The 20,729-nt window shown below is 71.5% G+C and carries 22 protein-coding genes; 14 read left to right on the top strand and 8 right to left on the bottom strand.

All coding sequences use genetic code 11. From position 1 onward, the window contains the following. The first annotated feature begins 262 nt into the window (after positions 1-262). Positions 263-703: a hypothetical protein gene (locus ACIQU4_RS42010; protein ID WP_403743137.1), complete on the top strand. Its 441-nt coding sequence runs from the start codon at positions 263-265 to the stop codon at positions 701-703. 58 nt (positions 704-761) lie between these two features. On the opposite strand, the gene ACIQU4_RS42005 is transcribed toward ACIQU4_RS42010, so the two are convergent. Next, positions 762-1,433, bottom strand: a complete 672-nt coding sequence (locus ACIQU4_RS42005) for a FadR/GntR family transcriptional regulator (RefSeq protein ID WP_403743135.1) — start codon at positions 1,431-1,433, stop codon at positions 762-764. Positions 1,434-1,503: 70 nt separating this feature from the next. Here ACIQU4_RS42005 and ACIQU4_RS42000 point away from each other — a divergent pair, with 70 nt between their 5' ends. The 4 genes from ACIQU4_RS42000 to ACIQU4_RS41985 all read left to right on the top strand — a co-directional run bounded on the left by ACIQU4_RS42000 (position 1,504) and on the right by ACIQU4_RS41985 (position 3,927). Continuing rightward, positions 1,504-2,817, top strand: a complete 1,314-nt coding sequence (locus ACIQU4_RS42000) for a CynX/NimT family MFS transporter (protein ID WP_403743132.1) — start codon at positions 1,504-1,506, stop codon at positions 2,815-2,817. A gap of 5 nt (positions 2,818-2,822) precedes the next feature. Beyond that, complete coding sequence (locus ACIQU4_RS41995; protein ID WP_403743130.1) at positions 2,823-2,942, top strand: SGM_5486 family transporter-associated protein; 120 nt, start codon at positions 2,823-2,825, stop codon at positions 2,940-2,942. Positions 2,943-3,090: 148 nt separating this feature from the next. Then, a complete protein-coding gene (locus tag ACIQU4_RS41990; RefSeq protein WP_403743127.1) occupies positions 3,091-3,291 on the top strand; it encodes a hypothetical protein in 201 nt (66 codons plus the stop codon). Positions 3,292-3,405: 114 nt separating this feature from the next. Beyond that, positions 3,406-3,927, top strand: coding sequence for a SixA phosphatase family protein (locus ACIQU4_RS41985; RefSeq protein ID WP_403743124.1), 522 nt, complete (start codon positions 3,406-3,408; stop codon positions 3,925-3,927). 105 nt (positions 3,928-4,032) lie between these two features. On the opposite strand, the gene serB is transcribed toward ACIQU4_RS41985, so the two are convergent. Further along, complete coding sequence (gene serB / locus ACIQU4_RS41980; protein WP_403743121.1) at positions 4,033-5,232, bottom strand: phosphoserine phosphatase SerB; 1,200 nt, start codon at positions 5,230-5,232, stop codon at positions 4,033-4,035. Between the two features lie 229 nt (positions 5,233-5,461). Beyond that, positions 5,462-6,985 (bottom strand): streptophobe family protein, encoded by a 1,524-nt coding sequence (locus ACIQU4_RS41975; protein WP_403743119.1) that lies wholly within the window; start codon positions 6,983-6,985, stop codon positions 5,462-5,464. Between the two features lie 253 nt (positions 6,986-7,238). Between ACIQU4_RS41975 and ACIQU4_RS41970 the strand changes: the two genes are divergently transcribed. Then, a complete protein-coding gene (locus ACIQU4_RS41970; protein ID WP_403743116.1) occupies positions 7,239-9,773 on the top strand; it encodes an FHA domain-containing protein in 2,535 nt (844 codons plus the stop codon). Between the two features lie 99 nt (positions 9,774-9,872). Here ACIQU4_RS41970 and ACIQU4_RS41965 read toward each other — a convergent pair whose 3' ends face one another. Then, positions 9,873-10,565 (bottom strand): transglycosylase SLT domain-containing protein, encoded by a 693-nt coding sequence (locus ACIQU4_RS41965; protein WP_403743113.1) that lies wholly within the window; start codon positions 10,563-10,565, stop codon positions 9,873-9,875. Positions 10,566-11,052: 487 nt separating this feature from the next. Between ACIQU4_RS41965 and ACIQU4_RS41960 the strand changes: the two genes are divergently transcribed. The 3 genes from ACIQU4_RS41960 (at position 11,053) to ACIQU4_RS41950 (ending at position 13,213) form a co-directional block, all read left to right on the top strand. Continuing rightward, complete coding sequence (locus tag ACIQU4_RS41960) at positions 11,053-12,183, top strand: GAF domain-containing sensor histidine kinase (RefSeq protein ID WP_403743143.1); 1,131 nt, start codon at positions 11,053-11,055, stop codon at positions 12,181-12,183. Beyond that, entirely contained in the window at positions 12,176-12,817 is a 642-nt protein-coding gene (locus tag ACIQU4_RS41955) for a response regulator (protein WP_403743111.1), read from the top strand. The genes ACIQU4_RS41960 and ACIQU4_RS41955 overlap by 8 nt, the downstream gene beginning before the upstream one ends. Before the next feature lie 150 nt (positions 12,818-12,967). After that, positions 12,968-13,213 (top strand): chaplin family protein, encoded by a 246-nt coding sequence (locus ACIQU4_RS41950; RefSeq protein WP_403743108.1) that lies wholly within the window; start codon positions 12,968-12,970, stop codon positions 13,211-13,213. 97 nt (positions 13,214-13,310) lie between these two features. On the opposite strand, the gene ACIQU4_RS41945 is transcribed toward ACIQU4_RS41950, so the two are convergent. Then, positions 13,311-14,093, bottom strand: a complete 783-nt coding sequence (locus tag ACIQU4_RS41945; protein ID WP_403743105.1) for a hypothetical protein — start codon at positions 14,091-14,093, stop codon at positions 13,311-13,313. 145 nt (positions 14,094-14,238) lie between these two features. Between ACIQU4_RS41945 and ACIQU4_RS41940 the strand changes: the two genes are divergently transcribed. From ACIQU4_RS41940 to ACIQU4_RS41925, 4 genes are all read left to right on the top strand, one after another. After that, positions 14,239-15,039 carry an ABC transporter ATP-binding protein gene (locus ACIQU4_RS41940; protein ID WP_403743102.1) on the top strand — a complete coding sequence of 267 codons (801 nt, stop codon included), beginning with the start codon at positions 14,239-14,241 and terminating at the stop codon, positions 15,037-15,039. Positions 15,040-15,144: 105 nt separating this feature from the next. Then, positions 15,145-15,573, top strand: a complete 429-nt coding sequence (locus ACIQU4_RS41935) for an NfeD family protein (protein WP_385591360.1) — start codon at positions 15,145-15,147, stop codon at positions 15,571-15,573. Between the two features lie 101 nt (positions 15,574-15,674). Then, positions 15,675-16,661 (top strand): SPFH domain-containing protein, encoded by a 987-nt coding sequence (locus tag ACIQU4_RS41930; RefSeq protein WP_403743099.1) that lies wholly within the window; start codon positions 15,675-15,677, stop codon positions 16,659-16,661. Positions 16,662-16,766: 105 nt separating this feature from the next. Further along, positions 16,767-17,537 carry a sulfite exporter TauE/SafE family protein gene (locus ACIQU4_RS41925; RefSeq protein WP_403743140.1) on the top strand — a complete coding sequence of 257 codons (771 nt, stop codon included), beginning with the start codon at positions 16,767-16,769 and terminating at the stop codon, positions 17,535-17,537. A 51-nt stretch (positions 17,538-17,588) separates the two neighbouring features. Here ACIQU4_RS41925 and ACIQU4_RS41920 read toward each other — a convergent pair whose 3' ends face one another. The 3 genes from ACIQU4_RS41920 to ACIQU4_RS41910 form a co-directional block, all read right to left on the bottom strand. Further along, positions 17,589-18,092, bottom strand: coding sequence for an HNH endonuclease (locus ACIQU4_RS41920; protein ID WP_030162330.1), 504 nt, complete (start codon positions 18,090-18,092; stop codon positions 17,589-17,591). Positions 18,093-18,241: 149 nt separating this feature from the next. Beyond that, positions 18,242-18,775 (bottom strand): YbhB/YbcL family Raf kinase inhibitor-like protein, encoded by a 534-nt coding sequence (locus ACIQU4_RS41915; protein WP_403743094.1) that lies wholly within the window; start codon positions 18,773-18,775, stop codon positions 18,242-18,244. A 45-nt stretch (positions 18,776-18,820) separates the two neighbouring features. Next, positions 18,821-19,603, bottom strand: coding sequence for a sporulation protein (locus ACIQU4_RS41910; RefSeq protein ID WP_053688089.1), 783 nt, complete (start codon positions 19,601-19,603; stop codon positions 18,821-18,823). Between the two features lie 111 nt (positions 19,604-19,714). Between ACIQU4_RS41910 and ACIQU4_RS41905 the strand changes: the two genes are divergently transcribed. Next, on the top strand, positions 19,715-20,356 hold the full coding sequence (locus ACIQU4_RS41905) for a DNA-3-methyladenine glycosylase (RefSeq protein WP_403743091.1): 642 nt from the start codon (positions 19,715-19,717) through the stop codon (positions 20,354-20,356). Positions 20,357-20,729: the final 373 nt, after the last annotated feature.

Here is a 20,729-nt window from a genome sequence, read left to right as displayed (position 1 = left end):
CCGCGGGCGGGGGCCCCCCCCCCCGCCCCCCGTCGTGGGGGGGGCCGGGCGCCGGCCCCGCGCGCCCCGCCCCCCCCCCCCCCCCCCCCCCCCCCCCCCCCCCCCCCCGCCGTATCCGCCGGTGGGGGCGGGGGGTTCCGGCCGGGTGCTCGATCAGATTTGCGCCCTCCGACCGGATCTTCCCAAGTCGAAAACCAGGACAGATGCCTGCAAACTGACCGAGCCGGGATCTTCTCGGCTCGTGCGGGGAGGAGGTACGGGAGTGTGCGCGAGGCGGAGCCGAGCGGTATCGCTGCTGGTCACCTCGGTGGTCCTGACGGGATTCCTGATCCCGGGGGCCGACGCGCGGTCCGAGGGGGGCGAAGCGCTGTCGGGGCCGGAGGCGGTGGCCGTCGTGGAGCCCGCCGCCGTGGACCTCGACGAGATCCCCGCGGAGCCGCCCGTACGGCCCCGGCCGCCCGCCGCCCGCGAGCTGTTCGGCGCCGACTGCGACACCGTGATCGAGGGCTCGCAGGTGTCGGCCACCTGCCTCAACAGCTATCCGGAGACCGATCTCCTGCGCCTGCACGTGGAGTGCGACCGCTGGTGGGACGTGGACGCGGACAGCGCCGCCGTCGCCCTGGCGCCGGCCGGCCGGATCGAGCTCACCAGCCGCTGCTGGAAGGAGGTCCGCTCGGCCTGGGTCACCCACCAGCGGCCGTGACCCACCAGTGGGCCGTGACCCACCAGTGGGCCGTGACCCCGGGTCCCTTCCGTGAGGGCTACTTCCTGCCGAGGCACACGAACGGGTAGCCCGCCGCCTCCGAGGCCGCCGTGTCCCCGTCCCCGCGCCGGATCGCCTCGATCAGCCGGGCGTGGTCCAGGTGCGCCGCAGGATCCAGCTCCGTGCCCACGTCCGTGCGCAGCCAGTCCGCCACCAGGTCGCCGAGGTCCGCGTACAGCTCGATGAGCACCTCGTTCTGCGAGGCCGCCACCACCGCCATGTGCAGCGCGACGTCCGCCGCCACGAACCGCTCCGCGTCCCCGCTCGCCCAGGCCTCCTCGCGCCGCGCCAGCAGTGCGTCCAGCTGCCCCAGGTCCCGCTCGGTGCGCCGCTCCGCCGCCATCCGGGCCGCGGCGGACTCCAGAGTCGAGCGGAGCTCCGCGATGTGGCGCGGGTCGGCGCCCGCGAAGCGGCGGTGCATCACCCCGGCCAGCTCGCTGGTGGCGATGACGTACGTCCCCGAGCCCTGGCGGATGTCCAGCAGCCCGTTGTGCGCCAGCGCCCGGACGGCCTCCCGGACGGTGTTGCGGGCGACGCCCAGCAGTTCCACCAGCTCCGGCTCGGTGGGGATGCGGGCTCCGACGGGCCATTCGCCGGACGTGATCTGGTTCCGGAGCTGGGCGATCACCTGGTCGACCAGCGCGGAGCGCCGGGGCGAGGTCAGCGGCATGCGGGCGGGTTCCTATCCGAGTCCGGTCTGAGCGTGACAACCAATCATCCCATGATTCTATGATGGTGTAATGCCCGACGAAGAAATCCAGACCCTGAACCGACCCGAGGCCGCGCGCACGGTACCCGCACCCTCCCGTTCCGCCGCCCCCGCGAGCCCGCAAGCACAACCGGACCCCACCTGGCTCGGCCCGGTCCTCATCGTCGGCATCGTGCTGGCCGCCCTCAACCTGCGGCCCGCCATCACCAGCCTCGGCGCCCTCTTCGAGGAGGTCCGCACGGGCCTCGGCATGAGCGGCACCGTCGCCGGACTGATCACCTCCGTCCCCGCCCTCTGCTTCGCCGTCTTCGGCATCACGGCGCCCCGGCTCTCCCGCCGCTTCGGCCCGGCCGCCGTCGTCTGCGCCGGCATGGCCGCCGTCGCCGCCGGGCTGCTGATCCGGCCGTTCGCGCACGCCGCCGCCGGCTTCCTCGCCGCCAGCGCTCTGTCCCTGGCGGGCATAGCCCTGACCAACGTGCTGCTCCCGGTCATCGTCAAGCGCTGGTTCCCGGACCGCGTGGGCACCATGACCGGCCTGTACTCCATGGCCCTGGCCCTCGGCACCTCGCTCGCCGCCGCCGTGACCGTGCCCATGACCTCCGCCCTCGGCGGCAGCTGGCGCACGGGCCTGCTGGTCTGGGCCGTGCTCGCGCTGGTCGCCGTACTGCCCTGGCTGCCCGTCGCGGCGGCCGCCCGGCGCCAGAAGCGGGCCGCGGACTCCCGGGCCGCCGCGACCGTACGGGCGGACGCGGGCCCGAAGATCGTCCGCAGCCGCACCGCCTGGGCCCTGGCCTGCTACTTCGGCCTCCAGGCCACCGGCGCGTACATCACCATGGGCTGGCTCCCGCAGATCTTCCGCGACGCCGGGGTCTCCGCCTCCACCGCGGGCGTCCTGCTCGCCGTCACCATGGTCATGGGCGTCCCGCTCGCCTTCGTCATCCCCAACCTGGCCGGCCGGATGAAGAACCAGGGGGCCATCGCCGTCACCCTCGGCCTCTTCGGCCTCGTCGGATACACCGGCCTCCACTTCGCCCCCGCCGCCGGAGCCTGGGCCTGGGCGCTCCTGCTCGGCGTCTCCAACTGCGCCTTCCCCCTCGTCATCACCATGATCGGGCTGCGCGCCAAGTCCCCGGCCGGCGTGGTCAAGCTGTCCGCCTTCGCCCAGAGCGTCGGCTACCTCATCTCCATCCCCGGACCGCTCCTCATCGGCGCCCTCTACCAGCACAGCGGAGGCTGGGACCTGCCGCTCACCGTCATGGCGGCCCTGCTGGTCCCGCAGATCGCGCTGGGCGTCCTGGCCGGCCGGGACCGCACGATCGAGGACGAATGCGGCATGCGAGACTGAGCGGCATGTCGCCCGTACTCGAACCGAACCCGCAGAACAGTCACCGGAAGCTCGGCCTGGTGCTGGGCGCGATGCTGGTCGTGACCGTGATCATCTCCGTCATCGCGAGCGTCGTCTCCCCCTGACCCGTCCAGGGGTAGGGGTAATCCCCCAACCCCTAGGGGGCCAGGGTCAGGGTCGACTGGGGTGTGTCCCGGATGGGCACCGCGCCTTCGAATCCATAGATTCGAAGAGAGCGAGCCAGTCCCACCCCGCGTACCCACGGAGGCGGCCATGTCGGCCCCCACGCACACACCCGGTCCCCGACTCCACGGCGCCAGCACCCGGCTGCACTGGTGGGCGCTGGCCCTGCCCGCGCTCGCCTTCGGCCTCCTCCTGCTGCTCCTCGCCGGCTCCGGCCAGGCCCATGCCGCCACCGGCGAGGCCTCCGCGATCCTCCAGGTCACCGAGCAGATCCTGCGCGTCGTCGGCTGACCGGGCCCGCGCGGCCGAGCCCTGCGGCCGACCGCCGCCGAGCCGTGCGGCCGACTGCCGCCGAGCCCCCAACACCCTGCGCCCCATGGCCCGATTCATGCGAAGCTGGGAGCCATGAGCGCCGACACACCCCGCAGGATCGTCCTCCTCCGGCACGCCAAGGCCGACTGGCCCGAGGTGTCCGACCACGAGCGCCCGCTGGCGGAACGGGGCCGCAAGGACGCACCGGCCGCCGGGTTGAAGCTGTCCGAGACCGGCATCACCTTCGACCTGGCCCTCTGCTCCACCGCCGCCCGCACCCGTGAGACGTGGAAGCTCGCCGTCCAGGAGATGCCGCACCGGCCGAAGACCCACTACGAGGAGCGGCTGTACGACGCCTCGCTGGGCGAGCTCATCGCCCTCCTGAACGAGACGTCCGACGAGGTCAAGGACCTCCTCGTCATCGGCCACAACCCGGGCATGCACGCCCTCGCCGACGCCCTCTCGGGCCGTGCGGAGGGCGACGCCCTGGCCCGGATGAGCAGCACCGGGTTCCCCACCGCCGCCCTGGCCGTCGTCTCCTTCACCGGCTCCTGGAAGTCCGTGGAGCACGGGGTGGGCACGCTGCTGGACTACTGGACGCCCAAGGACCACTGAGCGGGCGCACGAGAGCCACGACGCAGGTACGCGTACGAGGACGGGCCCCGGCGCGGTCGATCCGCCGGGGCCCGTCCTCGTCCGCTCCCCGTCTGAGCGGGCGGCTCAGGTCAGGCCCGCGGCCTCGACCTCTTCCCGGGTGATCCCGAGCAGGTACAGCACCGCGTCCAGGAACGGCACGTTCACCGCCGTGTGCGCGGCCTCGCGGACCACGGGCTTGGCGTTGAACGCCACGCCCAGCCCGGCCGCGTTCAGCATGTCCAGGTCGTTGGCGCCGTCACCGATGGCAACCGTCTGGGCCAGCGGTACGCCGGCCTCCGCAGCGAAGCGGCGCAGCAGCCGCGCCTTGCCGGCCCGGTCCACGATCTCGCCGGTGACCCGGCCGGTCAGCTGCCCGTCGACGATCTCCAGGGTGTTGGCCGAGGCGAAGTCCAGGCCCAGCCGCTCCTGCAGATCGTCCGTGACCTGGGTGAACCCGCCGGAGACCACACCCACCTGGTAGCCGAGCTGCTTGAGGGTGCGGATCAGGGTCCGGGCGCCCGGCGTCAGCCGCACCTCGGAGCGGACCTTGTCCACGACGGAGGCGTCCAGCCCGGCCAGCAGCTTCACACGGGCGTGCAGCGACTGCTCGAAGTCCAGCTCCCCGCGCATGGCCCGCTCGGTCACCTCGGCGACCTCGGCCTCGCAGCCGGCGTGCGCGGCGAACAGCTCGATGACCTCGTCCTGGATCAGGGTCGAGTCCACGTCCATGACGACCAGGCGCTGCGCCCGCCGGTGCAGCCCGGCCGAGACCACGGCCACGTCGACGCCGATGTGGGAGGCGGCGGTGGCCAGCTCGGTGCGCAGCGGCGCCGTCTCCACACCGGAGACGGCGAACTCGACGGCCGTCACCGGGTACTTGGCGAGCCGGAAGATGCGGTCGATGTTGCCGCCGGTCGCGGTGATCCGGGAGGCGATGGCGGCCGTGGACTCGGCGGTCAGCGGATGCCCGAGCACGGTGACGTGCGAACGGCCGCTGCCGCGCGGCCGGTTGTCTCCGGTACCGGAGAGGATCTCGGCCTGCAGCTTCAGCGAGTCGGCCCAGCTGTGGACGGTGGCCCGCAGCTCGCCCTCGCCGCTGTCGGCGGGCTTGGTGACGAGGGCGCACAGGACGATGCGGCCACGGGTGACGACCTGCTCGATGTCGACGACGTCGACGGAGTAGGCGGCGAGGGTGTCGAACAGCCCGGCGGTGATCCCGGGACGGTCCTTGCCGAAGATCTTGACGAGGAGGGTGGGGACGTCGGAGGTCTGCGAAGCGCTCATGGTGCCCTCACCGTATCTTCCCGTCCCACGTGCTCGGACCCCTGTCCCACCTGCCGGAACCATTTTCCGGCGCAGGGCCCTCCGGCGCCGCCGATCGCAGGCGCCCGGGGGACGGCGGGGGAGTTGCGGCGAGGTGAATGCGGGCCGACGGGGAGGTGCCGGGGGCCCTCGGGGTGCCGTGGTGGCCGAGCGTGTTCGATTCGATACGCCCCGCTCCTCTCCCGGCGCCTCAGCCCGGGGGCCCCAGCGATGGCGGCGGGGGAGGGGGCGGCGGCGGGGTGAACGGCGGGCGGTGGCGCGGCGCCGGCCGGCCGGCGGGCCTGCGGGGCAGCCGGGTGACCGTGACGTCCCAGGAGCCGTCCGGCTCCGCGCAGGGCTCGGGCTCCGGACGGACGTACGGGTACAGCCGCCCCGGCGGGGGCCGGTACGGGGCCGTCGGCGCCTCGGGGGCCGGTACGGCCGCCCCGCCGCGCCCGGCCGCGGACACCGGCACCGGCCGCGGCGGACGGCGGCGCCCGGCCAGCAGGGCCCCCGCCCCGCCCGCCACCGCACCCCAGGCCGCCCCGAGCACCAGCGCGTGGAGCGTGTCCCCCCGCAGCACCACGCCGGCATCCACCGCATCGACGCCGAGCACCGACAGCGAGGCGTCCACCGACACCCCCGTCAGCGGCACCAGCACCGTCAGCGCCACTCCGGTGACGGCCGACAGCCGCACCGCGCACACCGCGATCCCGCGCCCCGGAGTCCGTACGGCGGCCAGCACACCGGCGCAGAGCAGCAGCAGCGCCACCCCCGCGACCAGCAGCCAGACCCGCCCGTCGTACTCCGCGAGCCGGGACACCGTCACCGGCTCCCGCGCCGGCACCCCCAGCAGATCGTCCAGCGGATCCGGCAGCAGCCGGCCCAGCGCGCCCGTGGCCCGGCCGTCGAACGGTACGAGGAGCCCCAGCAGCACCCCCGTCCAGGCCCCGTTCGGCGCCCCCAGCAGTGCGGCGCCCAGGATCCGCCCCGGATGCTCGTCGCCCGCGGCCGCCCACACCGCGGCCGCCAGCCCGGCCGCCACCGCCACCAGCAGGGCCGTCACCAGCGCCGACACAGCGGGCCGCAGCCGCGCGAACGCCGCCGGCCCGCGCCGCGAAGCGAGCAGCGCCACCGCCAGTACGGACAGCACCCACACCCCCGCGCCCAGCAGCGTCGGCCCGGCCTCCACCGAGAACCCCACCCGGGCCCGGGTGTCGATCAGGTCGCCGATGCGGTCCGGGAGCAGCCCGCCGACGTCCCCGATCCCCGGGACCACCACCTTCGGCGGCGTCCTCGGCAGCCGCGGCCCGTCCAGGGTGACCACCTCGTGCCCGGCCCGGGCGAGCCCGCCCGCCGCGGCGACGAGCAGCACCGCCACCGCGGCCGCGCGGGCGGCGAGTTCCCCGCGGGGCGCCCCGGTCCGGATCGGGCGCAGGAAGATCCGGGCCAGGACCAGCGCCCCGGCCAGCCCCACCCCGAGCGGCATGACGTCCAGCGAGGACGGGGCGCCCGGCCCGGTGATCCCGAGGACGGACACGTCCCCCGACGGGGTGACCGTGCCGCCGAACGCGAGGACCACCACGGCGGCGGTCATCGCCCCGAGCGAGCCTCCCGCGGCGTCGGCGCCCAACAGGTGGAGCCCCAGGGCGGCGACCCCGGCCATGGCGACGAGGGCCCAGCCGGTGGCGGCGATGCCCGACAGGACCACGTCTGCCCAACGAATGCGGCGCATGCGTACCCCCGGTGCGTGTCGAGCGTGCGTGCCGAGCGGGACGGGGTCAGCCAGGGCGAGAAGTCCCGTATCTCACTCTCCGGGTGACTTTCGCCCCCGTCAACGGGCAGGCGTAGACGTCCCGGGAAGGCCCCGATTCCACATGTGGCCGCAGGCCTGAAATAGTTCCCCCGGATGTTCGCCATCCCTAGACTCCCTGACGTCGGACTCCCTGGCGTCAGGGGGATTCTCGGGGGACTTAAGTGGGGCTGGAGTGCCGGAACTCGTACTTGAATTGAATGGAAGGACCTGGACGCTCGATCCGTCCAGGTCGTACTCGTTGGGGCGCGACCCCCAGGGAGACGTGGTCATCGACGACGCCAGGGTGTCGTGGCGGCATGCCACCATCGCCTGGAACGGCCGGGGTTGGGGCATTGAGGACCACGGCAGCACCAACGGCACCTACGTGCACGGCGCGAGGGTCCAGCAGACGGAGCTCGTGCCCGGTACGCCGGTGCACCTGGGCAACGCCACCGACGGCCCGCGGCTCAATCTGAGCGCAGCGGCCGCCGCCGCGCCGCAGCAGGCGGTACCGCAGCAGGCGGCTCCGGCCTACCAGGCCCCGGCGCCCGCCTACCAGGCCCCGGCCCAGCAGGCCGCCCCGGCGTACCAGGCCCCGGCCCAGGCGCAGGCCCACCAGCCGCAGCAGCAGGCCTGGCAGCAGCAGGCGCAGCAGCCGCACCAGCAGGCGCAGCAGCCGCACATCCCGCAGCAGCAGGGCGCGGCCCCTGCCTACGGCGGTGACCGCAGCCCGACCACGTTCCACCAGATCGCAGTCGGCCGCGTCATGCGGATCGGCCGTGCCCTGGAGAACGAGCTGGTCGTATCGGACCTCCAGGTCTCGCGCCTCCACGCGGAGTTCCGCTCCGCGGGCGGCCGCTTCGAGATCCACGACCTGGGCAGCCACAACGGCACGTACGTCAACGGCCAGCCGCTGCCCAAGTCCGGCACCGCGCTGCTCGGCCCGAACGACATCGTCGGCGTCGGCCACTCGACGTTCCGGATCGTCGGCGACCGGCTCGAGGAGTTCGTCGACACCGGTGACGTCTCCTTCTCGGCCCGCCACCTCACGGTCACGGTCGACGGCGGCAAGCAGATCCTCAAGGACGTCACCTTCGGCGTCCCGGAGAAGTCGCTCATCGGCGTCATCGGCCCCTCCGGCTCCGGAAAGTCGACGCTGCTCAAGGCGCTGACCGGGTACCGGCCCGCCAACGAGGGCGACGTCCTCTACGACAACCGCAACCTGTACAAGCAGTTCGCGGAGCTCCGCCAGCGCATCGGCCTGGTCCCGCAGGACGACATCCTGCACAAGGAGCTGAAGGTCAGCACGGCCCTCAAGTACGCGGCCAAGCTCCGCTTCCCCGGCGACACCGCCGAGGCCGAGCGCGCCGCCCGCATCGACGAGGTCCTGCGCGAGCTCAAGCTCGACATCCACAAGGACAAGAAGATCACCTCGCTCTCCGGTGGTCAGCGCAAGCGCGTGTCCGTGGCCCTGGAGCTCCTCACCAAGCCCTCGCTGATCTTCCTCGACGAGCCCACCTCCGGCCTCGACCCGGGCATGGACCGCGACGTCATGCAGCTGCTGCGCGGCCTCGCCGACGACGGCCGCACCGTCCTCGTCGTCACGCACTCCGTGGCCGAGCTGTCGCTGTGCGACAAGCTGCTGGTCATGGCCCCGGGCGGTTCGGTCGCGTACTTCGGTCCGCCGGACGAGGCGCTGAACTTCTTCGGCTACAGCACGTGGGCGGACGTCTTCTCGGCGTTCGAGAACTACCGCGACTACGACTGGGCCGGCCGCTGGAAGGGCTCGCAGCACTACCAGCTGTACGCCGCCGACCTCGACGCGGTCGCCCCGCAGCAGGTCGCCATGGCACCGATTCAGCAGCTGATGCCGCCGAAGGCGCAGGGCTGGGGCGACCAGCTGTGGACCCTGATCCGCCGCTACGTCTCGGTGATCGCGTCCGACAGGGGCTTCCTGGCCCTGATGCTGATCCTGCCCGCGGTCCTGGGCGTGGTCTCGACGGTCATCCCCGCGACCTTCGGCCTCGCGCCGCCGAAGCCGCCGTCCCGGTTCAACGGCGACGCCGGCACGATCATGCTGATCCTGTGCGTGGGCATGTGCTTCTCGGGCGCCGCGAACTCGGTCCGTGAGCTGATCAAGGAACGCGTCATCTACGAGCGCGAGCGCGCCACCGGTCTGTCCCGGTCGGCGTACCTCATGTCGAAGGTGATCGTCCTCGGATTCATCACGGCCATCCAGGGCGTGGTCATCTGTGTCATCGGCTTCGTCCCGCGCGACCTGCCCACCGAGGGCCTGATCATGCCGCCGGCCGTCGAGCTCTGCCTGTCGGTCACCGCGCTCGGCTTCACGTCGATGATGTTCGGCCTGGTGATCTCCTCGCTGGTGAAGACCGCCGAGAAGACCATGCCGCTCCTGGTCATGTTCGCGATCGTCCAGGTCGTCTTCACCGGCATCCTCTTCCAGGTGTACGACTCGCCGGGCCTGGAGCAGTTCGCCTGGCTGATGCCGTCGCGCTGGGCGGTCGCCGCCGCGGGCACCACGCTCGACCTCGGCAAGCTCATGCCGCCGTGGGACCAGCAGAACCCGACCAACACCGACCCGCTGTGGGAGCACTCCATCGCCCAGTGGGGCGTGAACATCACGATCCTGCTGCTCATCGGTGTGGCCTGCGGCTTCGCGGTGCAGAAGCTCCTGCGCCGCCACGAGCCCGAGGTCATGCGCAACTAGCGGCCGCCGGCCGGCCCGCTCCCGCACGAACGCCTCAGGGCGGCACCCGGATACCGGGTGCCGCCCTGAGGCGCATGGGGGTCGCTACGCCAGTGGCCCTCAGTAGGCGCTGTTGACGTTGTCGATCGAGCCGTAACGGTCGGCGGCGTAGTTGGCCGCGGCGACGATGTTGGCGACCGGGTGGTACTGGTCCAGCGGGGTGCCGGAGATGTGGTACGCGAGGAAGGTCGGCTTGATGACCTGGAGCAGGCCCTTCGAGGGGATGCCGTTCTGGGCGTTGATGTCCCAGTTGTTGATCGCCCGCGGGTTACCGCTCGACTCGCGCATGATGTTCTTGTACAGGCCGTTGTACGTGCCCGGAATCTTGTGCGCCTTCATGATCGACAGCGACTCCTTGATCCAGCCGTCAAGGTTGTTCGCGTAGACCGGCTTGCGGACGGTGGAACGGCTGGCAGCCGCCTTCGCCTCGCGGTCCTTCTTCGCCTTGGCCTCGGCGTCGGCCTTCGCCTTCGCGGCGTCGGCCTTGGCCTTGATCGCGGCCTCGACCTTCGCGGCGTCCGTGGCCAGCTTGGTCTGGGCGCCGAGGTGCTGCACGGTCTTGGCCTGGACACCCTCGACAGCCTGGGTCCACGCCACGGGGGCGGCGGTCACGGTCGTACCGGCGTCGGCGGAGCCGGCGGGGACGACGGTGGCGGCCAGGGCGGCGGCGCCGATGGTGGCGAACGCGGCGAAGGACATCTTGTGCGCCTTCGTCAGACGACGACTGTGGCCGGGGGTGCTGGTCTTGGACATGCGTAGCAACCTCTTCGAATCGGGGAGCCGCAGGAAAGCGCCGCTCGGATCCGGGATCCGCGGCGCTGTGCGACGGGAGCAATTCTTAGCGGCGGCAAAATGACCTGGCAAAGGTGTGACGTACGATCCCGCTTAGTGGATCAGGGTGCGCCGGCCAACGCGGAATTCCGGGCCGGGCGCTAGGCGCGGCAGCGCTGACACGGTCTTTATGCGTCCACTAGGCATCTTCGTAAGTGACCTGGGTCCTATGCGCGGGCTCACATCGGCCACGTAACGGTCTCACCAAGCGTTGCGACAGCAATGCATTCCGTAACGGAATTCTCCACCCTGAGGACCACACGCCCGCCACCGCCCTCATCCCCAGGGCAGAGACGGACGCCCGGGCCCCCTCCCGGAGGAGGAGGACACACCGCCCCCGGCCCTAGGGCCGGAGCCCGATCCCGCAGGTCAGAGCCGCGAGTACGGTGAGCCCATGACTGGTAGTCCCGTGTTCGGAGGCCCCCGCGGCGGCCTCGCCGCCGTGAGCACCGCGCTCCTCGCCATGAGCCGCCGGCTGGAGGTCCGCGACGTCCTGCGCACGATCGTCGTCTCCGCCCGCCAGCTGCTCGACGCCGAGTACGCGGCCCTGGGCGTCCCGGACGACCACGGCGGCTTCGCCCAGTTCGTCGTGGACGGCATCAGCGAGGAGCAGTGGCGCCGGATCGGCCCGCTGCCCCGCCAGCACGGCATCCTCGCCGCGATGCTCCACCAGGACGGCCCCGAGCGGCTGGCCGACGTACGCAAGGACCCCCGCTTCGAGGGCTGGCCCCCCGCCCACCCCGAGATGTCCGACTTCCTCGGCCAGCCCGTCCGCGACGGCGAGGAGACCCTCGGCGCCCTCTTCCTCGCGAACAAGAAGAGCCCCGGCGGCTTCACCGAGGAGGACGAGGAGCTCCTCGCCCTCCTCGCCCAGCACGCGGCGATCGCCCTCACCAACGCCCGGCTCTACGAGCGCAGCCGCGAGCTCACCATCGCCGAGGAGCGCTCCCGCCTCGCCCACGAGCTGCACGACGCCGTCGCCCAGAAGCTCTTCTCGCTCCGCCTGACCGCCCAGGCGGCCGCCGCCCTCGTCGACCGCGACCCGGCCCGCGCCAAGGGCGAGCTCCAGCAGGTCGCCGCCCTCGCCGCGGAGGCCGCCGACGAGCTGCGCTCCGCCGTCACCGAGCTGCGCCCGGCCGGCCTCGACGAGGACGGCCTGGTCGCCACCCTCCGCGACCAGGTCCACGTACTCGACCGCGCCCACACCGCGCACGTCACCTTCACCTGTGACGGCGTACGGGCCCTCCCGGCGACCCAGGAGGAGGCGCTGCTCCGGGTCGCCCAGGAGGCCCTCCACAACGCCCTGCGGCACTCCGGCGGCGACCGCGTCGAGGTCACCCTCGCCCGCCGGGCCGCGGGGGCCGTGCTGACCGTCACGGACAACGGAAGCGGCTTCTCCCCTTCCTCGATCCGCGCGGCCGGACGCCACCTCGGCCTGGTCTCCATGCGGGACCGGGCGAGCGGCGTCGGCGGCAGCCTCACCGTGCACTCGGAGCCCGGTACGGGCACCACGATCGAGATGGAGGTCCCCGGTGGCTGACACGCCCATCCGCGTTCTCCTGGTAGACGACCACCAGGTGGTCCGCCGCGGCCTGCGTACGTTCCTGGAGGTGCAGGAGGACATCGAGGTGGTCGGGGAGGCCGCCGACGGAGAGGAGGGCGTGGCCCGCGCCGAGGAGCTGCGGCCCGACGTGATCCTGATGGACATCAAGATGCCGGGCACCGACGGCATCGAGGCCCTGCGCAGACTGCGCGCGCTCGCGAACCCGGCGCGGGTGCTGATCGTCACCAGCTTCACCGAGCAGCGGACGGTGGTCCCGGCCCTGCGGGGCGGCGCCGCCGGATACGTCTACAAGGACATCGACCCCGACGCCCTGGCCGGAGCCATCCGCTCCGTCCACGCCGGCCACGTGCTCCTCCAGCCGGAGGTGGCGGACGCCCTGCTCTCCCAGGAGGGACCGCCGTCGTCGAGCCGGGGCGGCTCCCTGACCGAGCGGGAACAGGAGGTGCTGACGCTGATCGCGGACGGCCGGTCCAACCGGGAGATCGCCCGCGCGCTGGTCCTGTCGGAGAAGACGGTCAAGACGCACGTCTCGAACATCCTGATGAAGCTGGACCTCGCGGACCGCACCCAGGCTGCGCTGTGGGCGGTCAGGCACGGAATCACCGACTGAACCCGGCCGGAACGGACCGTCCGGTTCCGATCGCAGATTCATACGGTCGGGTGGATGTAGCCCACATGGCGTATCCCGTTCGTCAGATGACCGTTCTACATGACGTGCCGCGGCGGCTGGCCGCGGCAGACGTACTGGAGGACGAAGAACGTGAAGAACATCAAGAAGGCCACTGCCGTCACCGTGATCGCGGGCGGCCTCCTTGCCGCAGCCGCCGGTGTCTCCTCGGCGCACGGCGGTGCGTCGGCCGAGGGCCAGGCCGTGGGCTCGCCCGGCGTCGCCTCCGGAAACCAGGTCCAGGTCCCCGTCCACGTCCCGGTGAACGTGGTCGGCAACACGGTCACCGTGATCGGCCTGCTGAACAGCGTCTGGGGCAACACCGGCGTGAACGCCTGACCAGCCCCACCCACCGGCCCCGCTTCCCCCACCTCTCCCCGGGAAGCGGGGCCGCGGTGCGTCCAGGACAGGGGGACACCCCCTGGGGGGTGTCCCCCTAGCCCCGCTCGCGCTCCTCGACCGCCGAGTTGAACGCCGCGACCAGCGCGCGCCGCGCCACCCGCTCCACCGGCCGCAACGCCTCCGCCCGCGCCGCCATCTCCGAGGCGGCCACCGCGCCGCCCGGCCCGTGCTCGTACGCCAGCGACACCAGCAGGTCCACCCGCTGCGCCAGCGCCAGCACCCGTACCGCCCGCGGCGGATACCCCGGCGCCAGCACCTCCCGCCCCGCGTCCGCCCGCGCCCGGTACGCCGACAGCGCGGCCTCCGCCACCGGCCCCGAGCCCGCCACGTCCAGCCGGGTCAGCGCCACCGTCGCATCGCGCAGCGCCTCCGCCAGCTCCCGCTCCGCCTCACCGAGCGACGGCACGTCCGCCGGCGGGGCCTCCCGTACGGGCAGGCAGTGCCACGTCACCGAGACGTGCACGTCCCCCTGCGGCCCGGCCTCGGCCACCTCCGGCACCAGACCCACCGCCGCGCCCACCGCGACCACCGCCTCCTCCGCCTCCAGCGCCCGCGCATTGAACTCGGCCGGCCCGCTCAGCCCCAGCGGATGCCCCGGCGCCGGCAGCGCCACCCGCAGCCCGGTCACCCCCAGCGCCCGCATCCGGCCGAGCGCCAGCGTCAGACCCACCGGACCCGATTCGCCCGGCAACCCTTCCACCCGGTGCACGGCGTCCTCGCCCACGATCGACAACACGGCCTCGTCGGGCGAGACCAAACCGGCCAGCAGTGCGTTCCCCCAGGCGGCCAACCGCCCTGAACGTGGTTCGAAAAGCATTCCCCCACTTTACGGATCACCCCGGATCGGCCCCCGCGGCCAACCTGACGCCCGGACCCCTCGCCGAGTGGCGTAGGTTTTCCCCTGGGGCTGCGCCTACCGGTGCACAGACGAAACCGAGACTGCAAGGGGAGACAACACGCTCATGAGCGATGTTCTGGAGCTGGTGGACGTATCCGTGGTCCGCGAGGGCCGGGCTCTGGTGGACCAGGTCTCCTGGTCGGTGAAGGAGGGGGAGCGCTGGGTGATCCTCGGCCCCAACGGCGCCGGCAAGACCACGCTGCTTAACCTCGCCTCCAGCTACCTCTTCCCCACCAAGGGCGCCGCCACCATCCTCGGCAGCACCCTCGGCAAGCCCGGCAGTGACGTCTTCGAGCTGCGCCCGCGCATCGGCGTCGCCGGGATCGCCCTGGCCGACAAGCTCCCCAAGCGCCAGACCGTCCTGGAGACCGTCCTCACCGCCGCGTACGGCATGACGGCGACCTGGCAGGAGGAGTACGAGGAGATCGACGAGCAGCGCGCCCGCGCCTTCCTCGACCGCCTCGGCATGACGGAGTACCTCGACCGGAAGTTCGGCACCCTCTCCGAGGGCGAGCGCAAGCGCACCCTGATCGCCCGCGCCCTGATGACCGACCCCGAGCTGCTCCTCCTCGACGAGCCCGCCGCCGGCCTCGACCTCGGCGGCCGCGAGGACCTCGTACGCCGCCTCGGCCGCCTCGCCCGCGACCCGCTCGCGCCGTCCATGGCGATGGTCACGCACCACGTCGAGGAGATCGCCCCCGGCTTCACCCACGTCCTGATGATCCGCCAGGGCAAGGTCGTCGCCGCGGGCCCGATCGACCTCGAACTGACCTCGCGCAACCTTTCGCTGTGCTTCGGCCTGCCCCTGGTCGTCGAGCGCAACGACAGCGACCGCTGGACCGCCCAGGGCCTCCCGCTGCGCTAGTACCGCCGCCGGTACGGGCAACGCTCGTACGGGCGCGCCCGTACTGCCCGTCCGTGAACCGTCGCACCCTGTCCCGACCGCGCCCGCCCGACCTACCATGACCATGTGAACATCGACGCGTGGCTGTGGTGGCTCATCGGCGCGGTCGGACTGGGCATTCCGCTCGTTCTGACGGCGATGCCCGAGTTCGGCATGTTCGCCGTCGGCGCGGTCGCCGCCGCCGTCACAGCGGCGTTCGGCGGGGGAGTGGTCGCCCAGGTGCTGGTCTTCGTGATCGTCGCGGTGGCCCTCATCGCCGTCGTCCGCTCGATCGCCAACCACCACCGTGAGCAGCGGCCCCAACACCGCACCGGAATCGACGCGTTGAAGGGCAGAAGCGCGCTCGTCCTCGAACGCGTCGACGGCAGCGGAGGCCGGATCAAACTCGCCGGCGAGGTCTGGTCCGCCCGCACCCTCGACGCGGACAGCATCTTCGAACCGGGCCAGCAGGTCGACGTCGTGGAGATCGACGGAGCCACCGCGATCGTGATGTGAGCTCGTCGAGCTTGAGCCAAGCAGCCGACCCGCGGCCCCGGGGTCTGCGAGACTCCGATCAACGGGGCAGCACGGACAGCCGGAAGGGCACGGGGAACCGCATGTCATCGATCATCATCGTCCTGATCATTCTGGTGGTTCTGGTCTTCATCGCACTGGTCAAGACGATCCAGGTGATCCCGCAGGCCAGCGCCGCCATCGTCGAACGCTTCGGCCGCTACACGCGCACCCTCAACGCGGGCCTCAACATCGTCGTCCCGTTCATCGACTCGATCCGCAACCGCATCGACCTGCGCGAACAGGTCGTGCCGTTCCCGCCGCAGCCGGTCATCACCCAGGACAACCTGGTCGTCAACATCGACACGGTCATCTACTACCAGGTGACCGACGCGCGGGCCGCGACGTACGAGGTCGCCAGTTACATCCAGGCCATCGAACAGCTCACCGTCACCACCCTGCGCAACATCATCGGCGGCATGGACCTGGAGCGGACCCTGACCTCCCGCGAGGAGATCAACGCCGCCCTGCGCGGAGTCCTCGACGAGGCCACCGGCAAGTGGGGCATCCGCGTCAACCGCGTCGAGCTCAAGGCGATCGAGCCGCCGACCTCCATCCAGGACTCGATGGAGAAGCAGATGCGTGCCGACCGCGACAAGCGCGCCGCGATCCTCCAGGCCGAGGGCGTCCGGCAGTCCGAGATCCTGCGCGCCGAGGGTGAGAAGCAATCCTCCATCCTGCGCGCCGAGGGTGAGGCCAAGGCCGCCGCACTGAAGGCCGAGGGCGAGGCGCAGGCCATCCGTACGGTCTTCGAGTCCATCCACGCCGGTGACGCGGACCAGAAGCTCCTCGCCTACCAGTACCTCCAGATGCTCCCGAAGCTCGCCGAAGGCGACGCCAACAAGCTCTGGATCGTGCCCAGCGAGATCGGAGACGCCCTCAAGGGCCTCTCGGGAGCCATGGGCAACTTCGGCCCCATGGGCGGAGGTTCGGGCTTCAACCCGCAGAACACCGGCAAGGACGGCGGCAACGGCGCCGGCGCGGCCGACAAGGCCGCCGCCGAGCGCCGCGAACAGCCCCCCATCGACTGACCGGCCCGTCCCCTCCTGCATGATCAGTGAGGCCCCTCGACCTTCATGGCGGGGAGGCGACTCACTCATGCAAAGGGGATGGCTCAGTCCATGTCTCTGCTCTCGATGTCCCCCTGGGAATCACTCGCGGTGTTCGCGGCCGGCATCGGCGCCGGCACGATCAACACCATCGTCGGCTCCGGCACCCTCATCACCTTCCCGGTGCTGCTCGCCACCGGACTCCCGCCGGTCACCGCCAACGTGTCCAACACCCTCGGCCTGGTGCCCGGTTCCATCAGCGGAGCCATCGGCTACCGCAAGGAGCTCCAGGGCCAGCGCGGCCGCATCCTCCGGCTCGGCGCCGTCTGCCTCGTCGGGGGACTCGCGGGCGCCGTCCTGCTCCTCACCCTGCCGTCGGACTCCTTCGACACGATCGTGCCCGTCCTCATCGGACTCGCCCTCGTGCTCGTCGTCCTCCAGCCCCGCCTCGCCGCGGCCCTGCGCAGGCGCCAGGAAGCCGCCGGCACCGAACCCGGACACCCCGACGGCGGCCCCGCCCTGCTCACCGGAATGCTGCTCGCCAGCGCCTACGGGGGCTACTTCGGCGCCGCCCAGGGCGTGCTCTACGTCGGCTTGATGGGCCTGTCGCTCCACGAGGACCTACAGCGCATCAACGCCGTCAAGAACGTCCTCGCCGCCCTCGTCAACGGCATCGCGGCCGTCTTCTTCCTCTTCGTCGCCGAGTTCGACTGGACGGCCGTGGTCCTGATCGCCGTCGGCTCCACCCTCGGCGGCCAGATCGGCGCCAAGGTCGGCCGCCGCCTCTCCCCGACCGTGCTCCGCGGGGTCATCGTCGTGGTCGGCGTGCTCGCCATCGTCCAGCTGCTGCTGCACTGAGCGACGTACGGGAAATACGTCGCCCAGCGCACCCACGATCATCCGGCCGTACTAGGCGGAACGCTCCAGCCACTCGGGCAGCGCCTCACGGCCCCCCACCCCCAGGGCCAGCAGCATGGCATCCGCCGGAGACGGCACGAAGGGCTTCCGGAGGAGCGGCATCCCCGCCTCCTCCGGAGTCCGGGCCGCCTTGCGGTGATTGTCCTCGGCGCAGGAGGCCACCGTGTTCAACCACGTGTCCCCACCGCCCTGGGCCCGCGGCAGCACGTGGTCCACGGTCGTCGCGCGCTTCCCGCAGTACGCGCACCGGTGCTGGTCCCGGACCAGCACCCCCCTCCGTGACCAGGGAGCATGTCTTCGGAACGGCACCCGTACGTACCGGCACAGCCTGATCACCCGGGGCAGCGGAAGATCCAGGGAGGCACCGCGCACACGCAGTTCCGGGTGCGACTGCTCGACCACGGCCTTGTCCTGGAGCACCAGGACCACAGCCCGGTTCAGCGTCACCGTCGACAGCGGCTCGAAGCTCGCATTCAGCACCAGCGTGTCCCGCATCTCGCCCACCTCCCGTGTGCAGGCCCGCGACCACACTGGCGGCAGGGCCCGCAACCACTCTGGCCGCGCGCGCCACGCGGGACAACGCAATAAAAATGCCCGGTCCTGGCCGCCTTTAGACCAGGACCGGGCAAACGCACGGCGAACGATCAGCTCGCGGGGCTCTCGTACTCACCGATCAGCTGCGCCCGTCCCAACGAGTGGAACCGCAGGTTGAATCCGACGACCGCCGGCGAGACGTCCGCACCGGGGCCCAGCTTCTCCTGGTCCACCGCGTAGACGGTGAACACGTACCGGTGCCGCTCCCCGGCCGGCGGAGCCGCCCCGCCGAAGTCCTTCGTGCCGTAGTCGTTCCGTACGTGCACGGCCCCGGCGGGGAGCCCCTCGAACTTCCCGCTGCCCGCCCCGGCCGGCAGCTCGGTGACCGAAGCGGGCAGATCGAAGAGCACCCAGTGCCAGAACCCGCTGCCCGTCGGGGCATCCGGGTCGAAGCACGTCACGGCGAAGCTCTTCGTCCCCTCCGGGAACCCCTCCCACCGCAGGTGCGGAGAGACGTTCCCGCCCTTCAGCACCTGGGCGTCGCCCAGCTCCCCACCGGGCTCGAGATCCGCGCTCTCCACCGAGAACGCGTGCACCTGAGGGTGGAAATCGTGCGGAAGGGGCGCCCTGTTCTGCTCGGCCACTGCTGAACCTCCTGATCGCGAACCAGTACCGGTATCGGGCCGAGCCTAGAACCAGTTGCGCTGCGAACCCACGGACGCGATCCACTGGTTGAGGTAAGCCGCCCAATCGGTCCCCTGGTACGACTGCAGCCCCACCTGGAAGCAGCGGTACGTGTCACTGCCCTCGGAGAATAGCCCCGACTTCTTGTCCATCTCCAGTACGACGTCCATCTCGCGGCCGTCCGAGACGAAGGTCAGCTCGACCTGGTTCAGCCCGCGGTACTGCGCCGGGGGCAGGAACTCGATCTCCTGGTAGAACGGCAGCGTCTGGCGGGTCCCGCGGATGTGCCCGCGCTCCATGTCCGCGCTGCGGAAGCTGAAGCCGAGCTGACGGAAGGCGTCCAGGATCGCCTGCTGCGCCGGCACCGGGTGCACGTTGATCGGGTCGAGGTCGCCGGCGTCCACCGCGCGCGCGATCTCCAGCTCGGTGCTGACCCCGATGTTCATCCCGTGCAGGTGCTGGCCCCCGAAGTGGGTGATCGGCGTCTCCCACGGGATCTCCAGGCCGAACGGCACCACGTGCAGGGCGCCCGCCTGCACCTGGAAGGCACCGCCGAGGCGCTGCTTGGTGAAGACGATGTCCTGCTTGTACTCCTGGTCGTTGCCCTCCACCTCGACCCGCGCCTGGAGACCGACGGACAGGCCCTCGATCTGCTGCTCCACGGAACCGCCCTGGATGCGGACCTCGCCCTGGACGATCCCGCCCGGCACGACGTTCGGCTCGGTGATGATCGTGTCCACCGAAGCACCGCCGGCACCCAGCGCCGCGAACAGCTTCTTGAACCCCATGCTCTGACTCCCCTTGAAGGCTCGTGCGACTACCGCTTACGAGTACACCCAGACAAACGCGGAACCTTAGGCCCCGGTTGCAGATCTGCGCGTTGGACTACGCTCGACCGGATGAGCGCGCGCCCCGACCGTACGCCCCTGGCCCGGTCCTTCTTCGACCGGCCGGTCCTCACCGTGGCCCCGGACCTCCTCGGCCGGACCCTGGTCCGCCGTACATCCGAAGGACCCGTGGAACTGCGCATCACGGAGGTGGAGGCGTACGAGGGGGAGGCCGACCCGGGCTCCCACGCCTACCGGGGGCGCACCCCGCGCAACGCATCGATGTTCGGTCCGCCCGGACACGCGTACGTCTACTTCATCTACGGCATGTGGTTCAGCCTGAACCTGGTGTGCGGTCCGCCGGGCCACGCGAGCGGGGTGCTGCTGCGCGCGGGCGAGATCACCGTGGGCGCCGATCTGGCCCGCAAACGTCGACTTTCCGCCAGAAGCGACCGGGAACTGGCCAAAGGCCCGGCCCGCCTGGCCACCGCCCTGGCGGTCGACCGTTCCCTGGACGGCACAGACCTCTGTGCAGGCCCCGATTCCCCCTTGGTACTCCTGACGGGTACCGCCACCTCGTCCGACCTGGTGAGCAACGGCCCGCGCACGGGAGTCGGCGGTGCCGGCGCGGATCATCCGTACCGTTACTGGATCACGCACGACCCGACGGTGAGCCCGTATCGCGCCCATGCGCCACGCCGCCGTTCAACTTGACTCCACCTTGGCGGAGGCCTAACGTAGCCCGAGCCGCTTGAACGGGGCCCTGCCATGAGCAGACCCCCGGGGCGGCCAACCCACTACCTACGACGTTCCCCTGGCGGGGTCGATTTCGGCATGCCCGAATTCGAATCCGGCGGCTCGATTATGAGCCGCAAGGGATAAGCGCTAAAGTGGTGGAACGCCGAAAGGCAAAGACCCCCAACGGTCACCGAATTCAAATCCAAGTCGGAAACGACGAAGAAATGATCTGGTAGAGTTGGAAACGAAGAACGAAGCCCGGAGGAAAGCCCCAGTAAGTGTTACTGCGGGTGAGTACAAAGGAAGCGTCCGTTCCTTGAGAACTCAACAGCGTGCCAAAAATCAACGC

This window comes from Streptomyces sp. NPDC090741, assembly GCF_044769045.1.
In the GTDB taxonomy this organism is placed as follows: Bacteria; Actinomycetota; Actinomycetes; order Streptomycetales; family Streptomycetaceae; genus Streptomyces.
Note: the sequence above shows the minus strand (reverse complement) of the source record. Positions and strands in the feature narration are given on the sequence as shown.